Below are 13,048 nucleotides of genomic sequence, written 5' to 3'. Positions count from 1 at the left end.
CTCAGATGGACGAACCTCATCAGTAGAATCTTCAACTGGAACAAACGGTGCAGGCATAGGTTGCACAAAAGAATGGTCCTCCGGAACAGTTGGTACAGAAGGACGTACAGGTTCAACAGGGGCAGAAGGAGTGGGGACAGAATCTGGAGATGAAGTGTCCTCCGGAATAGAGGGCTCAGATGGACGAACCTCATCAGTAGAATCTTCAACTGGAACAAACGGTGCAGGCATAGGTTGCACAAAAGAATGGTCCTCCGGAACAGTTGGTACAGAAGGACGTACAGGTTCAACAGGCGCAGAAGGAGGAGAAACAGAATCTGGAGATGAAGTGTCCTCCGGAACAGAGAGCTCAGATGGACGAACCTCATCAGTAGAATCTTCAACTGGAACAAACGGTGCAGGCATAGGTTGCACAAAAGAATGGTCCTCTGGAATAGAGGGCTCAGATGGCAGAACCTCATCAGTAGAAGGAGACTCTGGAACAGTTGGTACAAAAGGAACTCTAGGTTCAACAGGCGCAGAAGGAGTGGGAACAGAATCCGTAGATGAAATGTCCTCTAAAACAGAGGGCTTAGATGGCAAAACCTCATCAGTAGAAGTTTCAACTGGAACAAGCGATGCAGGCATAGGTTGCACGGAAGAAGCGTCCTCTGGAACAGAGGGGACAGAGGGAAGTGCAGGCGAAACAGGGGCAGAAGGAGTGAGAGTAGAATCCGTAGGAATAAATGTTTCAGACGGCTCAGATGTTTCAGGCAAAGAAGGTGTAGATGGTATAAGTGAAGGCTCAACAGAAGGAGGTTGTTCAGGCGCAATAGTTTCTGATGGCCGTTCAGAAGGTATAGTTTCTGCTTCAGATTTAGGTGGTAAAACTGTGGACGTAGGCTTAATAGACGGAACTGAAATAGATTCAGAAGGATCTAATTCAGGATTAATGTAAACACTTTCGAGACGAAAATCCCAAAAATCTCCTTCCCCTTCAACCAATCTATTTTCGGGACTTGCTTCTCCAGAAGAAGAACCAGGACCATAAGCACGAAGTTTATATTGATAAGGAAATCCATTTATCGCAACATAATCATTCAAAAGCTTAAAAGTATCTTCCTTTGCTTTTCCAAAAACCTGAATAATCGAAACACTTTGATGACTTCCGTCAATCACGTTTGTATCTGAAGCTTTTTGAAATTTTTCCATTCCAATGAGCGTGGTTCCCAAAACATCACCATAGATTAAAACGCGATCAGTTTTTTGAGGATCAAATGAACCATCATTATTCATAAATGTGCTCATCTTAATCCGAGAATTACCTTCCGCACTGTATACTTTATTGTATACGTCATCCACACCCGCTGTTTTACCAATATCATCTAATGCATAAACATCTTCTTTATTGTATATTTTCTTTCCAATATGCAATGTTTGATAATCTTGAGAGACATATTTCTCAAAAACAAGCGTACTATCAAGGAGACTCAAAGTAGAAAGCGATGAAACCGTAACATCCTTTTCTTCTAAACCTTGATATTTACTTTTAGTAAGATACCATGTTGAACCATTTTTTAACTGTAAATCTACGCGAGACCTATCTTCAATGCGCACTCCCCCTATAAGGGTTGAAGAATATGCTTGAACAAGAAGAGAAGAATCTTTTTCAGTTTTTATTAATAAGTCACCAGAGATTTTTGTATCGTCCAATAGTTCAAGGGTAGCTTTAGCCCCAAAACCATCAGTCCCAGTGCTATAAATGGCGATACCTTCTGGAACTGTAAAGTTTGTCTTTGATAACTGAACAAATGCCTTTCCTATAATGATATTTCTGCCTTGTAACAACATTTCATTAGTTGAATCAGCTATTCTAAACCCTTCCTCTGGTTCTAATCCATAAAAATACAGACCATGTACTCCTTTACCCAGCACAGAAACATTGGATTTGTTAATCTTAATATTTGTCTTCTTAAATTCATCCGATGAACTAAATGCTTTCCACAACAACTTTTCTTTATCATTCACATCAACCGAAGAATTTTTCACCAAAAAACCATGCATATCACTCAGTTCAATAGAACTATTACTCAATTGAACATTACTTCCTTGAGAGACATCGAAAGCTTCTGGTATTTTATCAAAACCTTCCTCATCGACGATAGTAGTTTTTTGTTTTCCTTTACCCTTAATGATAGTACTATCGAAATTATACCCTCCCCCATAAAATGATGAAAATCTACCTTTCCCATTAAATGTAACAGTACTGCCTGACATCCTAATCTTTGCACCAAGTCTACTCACAAACCCGATATCTTGCAGGTTGTCTGGCTCAATCTCAATCTTTACACGCACTAAAGCAATATCCGCTTCTTCACCCAATGCATACATAGCGTGAGAAGTTTCCGTAATTGATCCATCTGTCATGCTAATGACCGCATTTTCAGCATGAAGAGCACGTACATTCTTAAAATTTGAATTTTTTAGATTAAGACGCGCACCATATTTTGCATATGCACCATATGTCAATATTTGACCTGAATCATCGCCATAAACATTTATCTGAGATGCATCAACAACTGTACCTGCTTTTTCTACATATATAGCCTTAATAGGAGCAGAATCAGGAGCATGTTCTTGAGAACTTTTTAAATTATAAGTTTTATTTTCAAGTGTATGTTTTTTACCATCACTGCACGTATAAAAGCTCCCTGTTTCATCACAGGGAGCTGCAAAAGCATGAAAGCCAGCATTAATATTTACAACCCAAAAAAAAGAAAAAGCAACTGTTGTAAAAGTCAACCTATAATTTTTAAATATATTAACCATAACTCTTTTGCAAATCCTTCTCCCCCGCTTTATTTAAAAGTGAATGAGATCTGAAATAATGTTAAGTTAAACATATGAATAGTTTTAAGTATAACAAATAAATACTTGCTTTGCAATTCATAAAATACTATATATTTATGTAAATGTTATTCTATATTTCAGAATATACATAAAAGCGTAGTGTAAACCGCATGAAAAATCATCTCTGAAAAACCAGTTTTACTAAGACGATGCTGATAGGTTAAATCTCCGTGCAATAAAAAATTTGAAGATAACTGAGCATTACCCCCCATTCCAGCTTCTAGAGAAGAACCAAAACCCCCTAATTGGAATTCATCTCCAAACTGTACACGTTGTTTTCCTCCAAAACTCATGGCAAGATGAAACTTGCCATTGAAAGAAACAACAAGAGCCTCTTCAGAAGCAGCAAGCGTCTTTCTTAAAGACCCGCCAACACGCATCACCCACAAATCAAGTTTTTCTATTTCAATATCAAAACCATCAATATCAAACGCCTGATCAAACCGCACATTTTGATAAACAACCTAAACCTGCGGTATCAAAAATAACCCCTTTATGTCCTGTCATAAATGACTTACCCGCAATCAATAAAGCACTCAAAGGTGTTCCCTTCAATGTTGTTGTCTTGCCTCTTGCTTGCGTGAGAACATTCCCTTTAAATAAACCATAGGAAAAAAGACCCTCGATATAAAAGCCTGTATCATACTGCATGCTGCCATATGTGTAATAGACCATTTATCAAATGTACTTTTTTGTTTTCTTCAACATCTTGAGGTTGTAGAGAATTTTTTCCATCATTCCCCATTATTCCAAAGCTTAAAGTGTGATGTGTATCCTCAATCGCATTGAGCAAAACACTTGCCTCTATAGCGTTATAATTCAAATTTCTACCATAACCATATTCAAGCGCAGACAGATCAGAAACATAACGATAACTTCCACCGTAACCTCGCGCAAAAAGAGCAGGATTTTTTACCTTTTTCTCCCAAAGTCCCAGCAGCAATACGCAATGTTTCCAGCTGTTTATTGTGATTGTTCATATCCATCAAACCAACCTGAAACAAGCATGAGGCATCGATAGATATGCTGAAACTTGTGGGACAACAGCTTTAACGCCCTCTTCAGGGTAAAGAACAGAAGCATCATGATCAGCTAAAACATTATTATGATGAGTATGAGTACTTAAAGAATGAGACACATCATTTTCCAACCGCATATGATGCAGATGAGAAAGTTTCTGAACATATTCAGCTTCAAGTCGGAAATCCCAAAAATCTCCATTATACTCAATATTTTTCTCTTTAACGGATCCATCCCCACCTTTACCTGTCTATGAGAAAAATTGGGACCATAAGCACGAACACTATATCGATAAGGCGCTCCTCTTAGAGCAACATAATCTGTTGTTAATTTAAAGGAATCATCCGCAGCCTTTCCATAAACCTGAACAATTGAAACACTGAGGCTGTCTTTTTTATCGTCTTTTTGCTTACCTTTGCTCTGGTTCTTTATTTTTTTTGAAGCCACTGTAACATCGACAATATGCACCTCACTTTTTCCATAAACATCACCATAGATAAGAAGTTTATCAGCTTTTATTCCCTTGCTTTTACCATTTGCAGTAAGATATGCATTAACATATAAGCGTGCGTCCTCTCCTACAACGTAAGCATGATCTAAACCATAATCATCATCCAATCTCCTAACACGAAGTGTCTGATAAAAATCATTTCTTGGTTTCTGAAAGAAAATAAAACTATCAATAAGCCTTACAAAGAAAACAGATGAACCTACACAATATGGAGCTTTTTTATGATTATTTTCAAGCGCATTTTTATTTGCTCTTACAGTCCATAGAGATTGATTGAACAACTCAACACTATCATAAAAACCTTTCTCAACATGTGCCCTTCCTGCAAGAAAAGACGCATAGGCATCAAGAACGATAAATGAATTATTTTTGACATCTAATAACCGATCAGCAAAAAATACGCGAACCCCTCTAATATCGTAATATAAGGATACCTCCTAGCATCGTTACTATAAATAGCCGTACCATTGGGAACATAAAGAGCAGTTTTTTTAAATCGAACTTCGCCTAAACTTGTAAGAAGCACTCCCTCTTGATATTCGTGTTGCGAAGTACTTCCTCTAAAATGCAAACTATGAACCCTTTGTCCCTGAAGAATGATCTCTGAGTTTTCAAAAGAAACCAAAGACATAGAACTATCTCGAAACTCAAATGACCTTTCCTTAAAAACCGGTTTTGCACTTTCAATCGCTATGTCATGAACATCAGAAACCTGAATCTTACCTTCATCAAAGAAAAAAACCGCTCTGCTTCACACCAAACACAGATTGAGATAACTTGGCATTTCTACCACTTTTCTTTTCGCTATTTCCTATAATAGAACTCTTTTTAAAAGAAGTTTTATTGTCTTTTGACACAACCACTGCTGATGTAATCTTCTCAGATCTATTTAATTCTAAAATTCCACCAATTCCTGAAACGCCTTTTCCCCTTTACTTTTTTCCGGCTTAATAACTATGTTATGAGATTGTATTGTAAAAATAACACCTGTAGTCCTTCCTATCCAATCCACTCATATATAACTTATTACGACTTCCAAAAGTACAAGCAGCACCAACTGTATCACACGAATACGATTTAAAAAGAGAATTACATGAGGGTTTATAACCTTCTGCACTCACATCTATATTGTGCGCGAAGAAAAAATAGAGGTCGTAAGAAAACACACACATGGCGTTTTAATACTTTAATCATAATTTAGTCTAAACTTTCTTTATTTTATCTTCATAAAAAATCGAAAAGACACCTCTGGTTCATCTACTTATTATTCTTATTATGTGCCGTCATAATAATTTGTTTTGTATTATACATAAAGTCAAAAATCAGAAAATAACACTATAAAACCATGCTTTATACTTATATTTTCCACAAAGGATATATTAAAGGAAAATACAATTAAAAGTGATAGCTTAATCCACCAGAAAAATGCGTTCCAGAAAATCCGGCATTCGTAAATTTATGCTGATAAATCAGGTCGCTATGAAAAATAATTTTTGGAGATAATTGCGAAAAAACACCAAATCCAGCTTCTAAAGAAGACCCAAAGGAACCAAGCTGGAAGGCATCTTTAAAATATACAAATTGTTTATCATCAAAACTACGAATGAAATGAAGCTTACCATAGAATGAAAGAACATGTGCATCTTTAGTAAATGTAAGTGTCTTCGTTAAATACCCACCAATACGCATCCCCCAATGATCTGGGCTTCGCATATCAATATTAAAATTATCAATATCACGAGTCTTATGAAACTGGAGATTTTGATAAACAAACTGAACTTGTGGTTCAAAAATAAAATATCGGCTGCCGATCATAAACGTTTTACCAGCAGTTAAGGAAACACTTAGGGGCTTACCTCTCAATGTAGCTGTTTTACCTCGCTCAAGTGTGAGAACATTTCCATTAAACAAACCATAAGAAAAGAGACCATCCATATAAAGACCCGTATCATGCTGCATGCTTCCATATGCCGTGATTGTCCATTTATCAAATATACTTTCTTGACTTTGTTTAACCTTTCGAGGCTGCAAAGAAAGCTTGCCATAATTCCCCATAATCCCAAAAGATGTCGTACTGTATGCACTTTCGATTTTCTTGAGTAAAATATTTGCCTCTAGTGCATTATAATCAAGCTCACCGCCATAATCACCATATTTAAGTACAGATAAATTTGAAGTATAACGATGATGTCCACCGTAACCGCGTAAAAACAAAGCGGGATTTCCATCATTTTTCAATAACCGACCAGAAACAGTTCGCAGCGATTGCAACTGCTTGTTTTGATTACTGATATCCATCAATCCAGCATAAAATAAGGTATTTGGCACAAGAATATAAGTCAGAACCTGGGGAACAACGACTCTCACATTTGGCTCAAAATGAGAAGAAGGCTCAAAAACAGATGCCGGAACAGAAAAACTAGACGCAGGTGGTGCAACAACAGAAGGAGCGGGTGAAACATGCGGCGGAACAAGTGAACCAGATGCAGGTGGTGCAACTGGATTAGATTCAGCAATAGCGGGAATAACAGGTGCAAGAGAGGAAGGAGGATGGGGGATCTCAAGCACCAAAACATCAGATACATTAGGTGTAGTCGTAAGATGGAAATCCCGATCAGGAGAATCTACAGGAGAAGAAAGACTTGGCTCCTGAGGTTTTTGCTGAGAGTTAGAATCAATAGAACCATCCTCTCCTCCAATAATATTAGGATGAATTTTAGGAAAAGAAGGAATATCATCAGAAGAAGGAGGGACAACCAAATCAAGAACGGGAAAAACTTTAGTGGGATCAAGAGAGGAAGAATCAACAAATTGACTTTCGAGGCGGAAATCCCAAAATGTTCCAGAGTTTTTAAGCACTCTTTGATTTGAATCTGCTGCCCCTAAAGTAGAGCCTGGACCATAACTCTTAAGATGATACTGATAGGGGGAGGCTTCAAGTGTGACATATCCCCCCTTTAACTGAAAAGAATCTTCAGCAGCTTGTCCATAAACCTGAATAATGGAAATCCCCTGATTATTACCACCATCTCCCGTCAATGCCCCTGAGCTTCCAGGAACACTATACACATGGACTGTCGTCTTTCCTTCAAGATCACCATTGATTAAAAGCCGGTCAGTTTTTTGCTCTTGCAGAGCTCCCCCTTTATCCAAATATGCATTAAGATAAAGAAGCGCATCGCCTTGTGCACGGTAAACAATCCCCGATCCTTTTCCGATAAGAAGTGTCTGATAACCATCAGTCGTTTTGGATTTTAGTTCTTCAAAAATAAGAGAACTATCCATAAGATTGACCGATGAAATGAAGGAATAGTCCCCTAAATTAGAACCAGACGCATCAGAATTTTGCAATTTGTCATATTTTGGTCGCGATAAAATCCATTTTGAACCATTTTTTAACTCTATCTTAGCCGTAGAACTTCCATCAACATGTGCGCCTCCTACAAGGGTAGAAGCATCAGCCTCAATCTTTACATTGGAATGCTCAACAGCTTTCAGGAGTGAATCTCCAGAAACTGTTGAATGTTGTGAGAGTTTAATAAAACTTTCGAATTGGCGGCTGTAAATAGCCGTACTTTCTGGAGCCATAACGGTTGTCTTTGTCAAATAGACAGTCCCTTTTCCAGGCATAATTGTTTTTTTATCATTTAAGACAGCTTCCCAAAAAAAGCGCATGCCATTAAATGCATTCCCTCTCACAAAAATATTGGAATATTTGATATGAGCAGCATTATTATCATTTCCCTCCAAGGCAATACCATGCGCTCTAATGACATTAACATTTCCCTTCTGGAAATTAAGAGAGCCTTTCCCCTGCAGCATACTAAAAGCAGAAGCTTCGCGATGATTACCTGTATTTGTCCCCTGTTTTCCCCTCCCCGTAATAGAAGCACCATCTAAATTAATTTCTCCATCTCCTCCTGTTTGGACACCAATACCACTGGTAAAATCAATTTTTCCTTCTTTCATATAAATTTTTGCACCATTATGACTCAAAAGACCTATCGCATCAGAAGATGTCTTAATCTCTGTCTTGGTCAAAGAAACAAACGACCCTTTACCCGCAACACTGATCCCCATTCTGGTTGCTTTAATCACCCCATCCTGCATCTCAAAAGCCCCCTCCTCATTAACATCGCCCCCTATCGACACGTTATTTAACATGGAATCAAATAGAACAACGCCTCCCCCATTTGAGGACTTTACAGCTGTTGTCCAAGCGTTTGTTTCTGAATGGACATTTGCATTCGAAACACCGTTAATGATTATAGCCTCTCCCTCAATGACTGTATCTTTCCCTGATGCCTCTATGGCAGCATCAGAACTTTCACCCGTAAGTTGATAAGTTTTCTTGGAAATTTCATGCGTTTTACCATCATTACAGCGATAAAATGAAGCACCTTCGTTACATGAATATTGCTTCTTCTCAGAAGAAGTCTCACCTGCATCAGTATTGTATACAAAGAAAAAAATAACCGTTGTAAAATGACATAAAGAGAGATGATTTTTAAACATAATTTTCTACAAACTTTCTTCCCCTTCCCTAAAAACAAAAAAAACGCGTTCTGTTTAATAACTTTGGTTACGCGTAATAATTTAAAATACGTTTTGTATTTTATATATCGACCACATGTTTTATGTAAAGCCAGAATCTCAAAATATCACAATTTAAAATTGTATTATTTATAAATACGCGTAAAAATATAAATAGAAATAAAAATTCTACCCCAAAGCGATGGTTTCAAGAGAATTTAATAAAAATACACTCAAAGAAGAAAAACAGCATAAAAAGCGAAAACTGCAAACCAGAAAGCCTTATCTTGTTTCTAAAAAGAAACAAACTCGCTCATGCAAAAAAAAACATTTTTTTAAAAAGCTTATTTAAAAAGTTGCAAACAAATAATAAAAAGCCACAAGCATAGCTTGTGGCTTTTTAAACAACTTACCCCAAGATGATCACCTAAAAACGATAGCGCAATCCACCAGAAAAACTTATTCCAGAAAAACCACCTTTGCTCAACTTATGCTGATAAACCAAATCACCATGAAGCGCAAATTTTTGAGACAAGCGAGCATTAAGACCTAATCCAGCCTCTAGAGAAGAACCAAAAGCCCCTAATTGGAAAGAATCTTTAAAGCGCACAGCTCTTTCTTTGCCAAAATCATGGACAAAATGAATCTTTCCATAGAAAGAAACATCACGATCTTTTTCAGGTGCAGTAAGAGTCTTCTTCAAACGACCACCCACACGCACCATCAATTGATCAAGTTTATCCATCTCAATATTAAAATTATCAATATCGCGGGCCTCATTAAATTGAAGATGTTGATAAACAACCTGAACCTGTGGATCAAAAACAACACCTTCATATCCTGTGGCAATTTTCTGACCACCCATTAAGGAAACACTTAAAGGGTTACCCTTCAATGTTGCAGTCTTACCCCGAGCAGTTGTCAGAACATCTCCCTTAAACAGACCATAGGATAAAAGACCATCAACATAGAATCCTGCATCATGCTGCATACTGCCATAGACTGTAGCAGTCCATTTATCAAATGTACTTTTTTGGCTTTGTGCAACATCTCGAAGCTGTAGAGAAAGCTTTCCATAAGACCCCATAACCCCAAAGGATATAGCACTGTCAACATTTTCAATTTTTTGTAGCAAAACACCTGTCTCTAGCGCATAGTACCCTAGATCTCCCCCATAACCATATTTAAGCGCAGATAAATCTGAGACATAACGATAACTTCCACCATAGCCACGCAAAAATGAAGCAGAATTTTCACGAATTTCCAACATTCCACTAGGATGAGTCCGTACTATCTCCAACTGCTTGTTTTGATTGCTGATATCCATTAAACCAGCATGGAATAAACTATTTGGCAAAAGCAGATAAGTTGGTACCTGAGGAACAACAGATCTCACACCTCGTCCAGATGGGAAAACATTTTCAATCTTAGAAAGACTATCCGCAAAAGACGCCGGAACAACATCACCAGAAGACGCACGTGCAGGAAGTGTACGCTCAGAAACCATAGAAATATGCCTATAATCAGTAAATGACTGAACATTCCGGCTTTCTAGGCGAAAATCCCAAAAATCTCCCTTACCTTCAACAAGCCTTTGAACAGAATCCGCTTTTCCTAAATGGGATCCTGGACCATAAGCATAGAGCTTATACTGATAAGGCAAGCCCTCCAATGCAACATAATCACCATCTAACTGAAAAGATTCCTCCTCTGCTTTTCCAGAAACCTGAATAATAGAAATACCCTGGTTATTTCCACCACTCCCCGTTTTCCCTCCTGGACTTCCTGAAACGCTTTGCATATGTATTATTGTTTTTCCTTCAATATCACCATAAATTAAAAGCCTATCAGTTTTCTGATTTCTAATCGCTCCCCCCTTATTTAAATATGTATTAAAGTAAATATGCGCATCACCCCGCGCTTGATAAACAACACCTTCTCCTTTTCCAATACGAAGTGTTTGATAATCACTCATTGTATTGTCTGTGTTTTTTTCAAAAACAATAGAACTATCAATAAGCTGCATCAATGAAACCAATGAATCACCTATAGAACCAAAGTTGCGTAATTTTTCATTTCCTGATTTTGACAGCGATAAAGTCCATTTAGAACCACCTGTTAACCGAAATTCAGCAGAAGAGCTTTCATCAATATGCACTCCCCCGACAAGCACAGAATCATTAGCTGAAATCTTTACTAAAGCGCCCCCTTCAGCCTTCAACAATAAATCTCCAGAAATTTCAGATTTTTCTAAAAGTCTAATACGACCACCGGATTTGTTGCTATAAATAGCTGTACTATATGGAACTTTAAAAGAAGTCTTTCTCAAATACACCTCCCCTCGCATAGGTAAATTCGTCTTTGGCAAACTTCCAAATAAATCTTTCTCCCCGAAAAAAGTATAGGAATCCTTTTTTACAGAAGCGCTTTCTGTGTGCTTGTTTCCAGCTTTTTCGCCTTCCACAAAGCGTATGCCATAAGACACATCACTATTTACGGAAACGTTAGAATGTACAATATCAACCCAACCTTCTTTTCCCAGCAATGATATACCGTGGGCATTAGCAACCTTAACGTTACTTGCCCCGTAATAAATAGAACCACCTTCTTGGGTCATCTGAAAAGCTGAGCCTTGTTCATGATTGTCTAAATCTATCTCCTGAATACCATTATCGATAATATAAACGCCCCATAATCCAACTTTTCCCCATTCTCCTGTATGAACCCCAATACCACGAGACAAATGAATTCCTCCACTTCCTATCTCAACATTTCCATAATTATCCGCCTTTATACCATACTTCCAAAAGTTTTTTTTCAAATCAGTATTTTTATCCGAAATATCAGTAATAAATATATTTTGCCCATCCACCAATGTATCTTTTCCAGATACTTCTATGGCCACTTCTTTAGCTTTATTTTCCTCAGTTTTCTGATAAGTTTTATCATGAATGACATATCTCTTACCATCAGCGCACCGAAAAGGTATAACATTTTCAGAACAAACGACATTTTCAAAATAAATTGCATGCACATCAACATTGTGTGCAAAAAAAAGAAATGCTGTTGTAAAAGTACATAAGGAGAAACGTTTTTTAAATAGATTTACCATAATTACACCACAATTACGCCCCACTATAGAGCAATACATAACGTATAAAAAACTTAATTAGAAAGATTTAATACATTTTGATTTAAAAACAAGAGGATTATTAATATTTTTTGTGTTTTATGTAAATATGAAATTAAAAAATTACTCGAAAATACAATCTAAATCTGTTGCTTTTACAAATAATTTGCAAAATATAACTGAAAAACGACAGAAAAATCACCTTTAAAGTTGTTATTCAAAAACACCCTTAATCAGTTAACATGCATTAAAAACACCTACTTAACTGCTGTCTAATCACCCCCCAGAGCTGACATAATCAACATCCTCACGATAGATTTTATATTGAAACAATTGTACTTTGTAAGCAGACAAAACATATGCCAAAATTGAGAAACAAGAGTTTACATATGCATTTTTAGGCAATATTCATGGCAAGATAGCCTAATAAAGGGTAAGAACATGTAAAAATCAGTTCCGATTTTACTATCTCCTTTTAATTCAACTTTACAACAGTCGAAAGCATTCAGAGCCGTACTTTTAAAAAGTGAAGATGACACATGACTTCATCCTGTTATTTATCGAATTCCTTTGAAGAAAACATATTTTCCAAAACAATATATCATTGTGTTTCTCATTCACCAATTTTCTCAGATATATCTCATTATTTCCATCCCCATTTCACAACGACAGCAGATATAATATAAAGTTCATCAGATACAGCCCTCATTGCGCCTGAGTAGCATTTTTGTCTTTGCCAATTTCTAATATTGTAAATCCTCTCCTCTTAACATAATTCCCAAAATTATATTGACCCTTTCTTAAATGATTATCCACTTGCCAATCTTACATATAATAGACAAAGGAATGCTTTTTATGGATTCATCATAAGAGCATTGAAAATATTTCAGCGCCCTAAATTAAAAAATATCTTTATAAATCAAAATATTATAAATAATATAATAATCACTCTGAAATACGCATTT

The 13,048-nt window shown here is 36.8% G+C and carries 8 protein-coding genes; all 8 read right to left on the bottom strand.

What is annotated here, in order from left to right:
- A partial coding sequence (locus tag ACFILH_RS03800; protein WP_375667407.1) for an autotransporter outer membrane beta-barrel domain-containing protein occupies positions 1-2,808 on the bottom strand: 2,808 nt, incomplete at its 3' end.
- Positions 2,809-2,966: 158 nt separating this feature from the next.
- Positions 2,967-3,338: a hypothetical protein gene (locus ACFILH_RS03795; protein WP_342753379.1), complete on the bottom strand. Its 372-nt coding sequence runs from the start codon at positions 3,336-3,338 to the stop codon at positions 2,967-2,969.
- A complete protein-coding gene (locus ACFILH_RS03790; protein ID WP_375667406.1) occupies positions 3,328-3,540 on the bottom strand; it encodes a hypothetical protein in 213 nt (70 codons plus the stop codon). Before ACFILH_RS03790 ends, ACFILH_RS03795 begins: the two co-directional genes overlap by 11 nt.
- Positions 3,530-3,832 (bottom strand): hypothetical protein, encoded by a 303-nt coding sequence (locus ACFILH_RS03785; protein WP_375658072.1) that lies wholly within the window; start codon positions 3,830-3,832, stop codon positions 3,530-3,532. Before ACFILH_RS03785 ends, ACFILH_RS03790 begins: the two co-directional genes overlap by 11 nt.
- A 42-nt stretch (positions 3,833-3,874) precedes the next feature.
- The gene (locus tag ACFILH_RS03780; protein ID WP_375643614.1) at positions 3,875-4,027 is read right to left on the bottom strand and encodes a hypothetical protein; all 153 of its coding nucleotides are present in this window, start codon (positions 4,025-4,027) and stop codon (positions 3,875-3,877) included.
- Positions 4,012-4,701: a hypothetical protein gene (locus tag ACFILH_RS03775; protein WP_375667404.1), complete on the bottom strand. Its 690-nt coding sequence runs from the start codon at positions 4,699-4,701 to the stop codon at positions 4,012-4,014. The genes ACFILH_RS03780 and ACFILH_RS03775 overlap by 16 nt, the downstream gene beginning before the upstream one ends.
- A gap of 1,114 nt (positions 4,702-5,815) precedes the next feature.
- Positions 5,816-8,935 carry an autotransporter outer membrane beta-barrel domain-containing protein gene (locus tag ACFILH_RS03770; protein WP_375667403.1) on the bottom strand — a complete coding sequence of 1,040 codons (3,120 nt, stop codon included), beginning with the start codon at positions 8,933-8,935 and terminating at the stop codon, positions 5,816-5,818.
- 445 nt (positions 8,936-9,380) lie between these two features.
- Positions 9,381-12,065, bottom strand: a complete 2,685-nt coding sequence (locus ACFILH_RS03765; protein ID WP_375667401.1) for an autotransporter outer membrane beta-barrel domain-containing protein — start codon at positions 12,063-12,065, stop codon at positions 9,381-9,383.
- Between the last annotated feature and the right edge of the window lie 983 nt (positions 12,066-13,048).

This window comes from Bartonella sp. CL435QHHD (assembly GCF_042195095.1).
Taxonomy (GTDB): domain Bacteria; phylum Pseudomonadota; class Alphaproteobacteria; order Rhizobiales; family Rhizobiaceae; genus Bartonella.
Note: the sequence above shows the minus strand (reverse complement) of the source record. Positions and strands in the feature narration are given on the sequence as shown.

Excerpts from the sequence above, each read along its gene's own strand:
- ACFILH_RS03770 (WP_375667403.1), bottom strand. The coding sequence starts at position 8,935 with ATGTTTAAAAATCATCTCTCTTTATGTCATTTTACAACGGTTATTTTT.
- ACFILH_RS03790 (WP_375667406.1), bottom strand. The coding sequence starts at position 3,540 with ATGCAGTATGATACAGGCTTTTATATCGAGGGTCTTTTTTCCTATGGT.
- ACFILH_RS03765 (WP_375667401.1), bottom strand. The coding sequence starts at position 12,065 with ATGGTAAATCTATTTAAAAAACGTTTCTCCTTATGTACTTTTACAACA.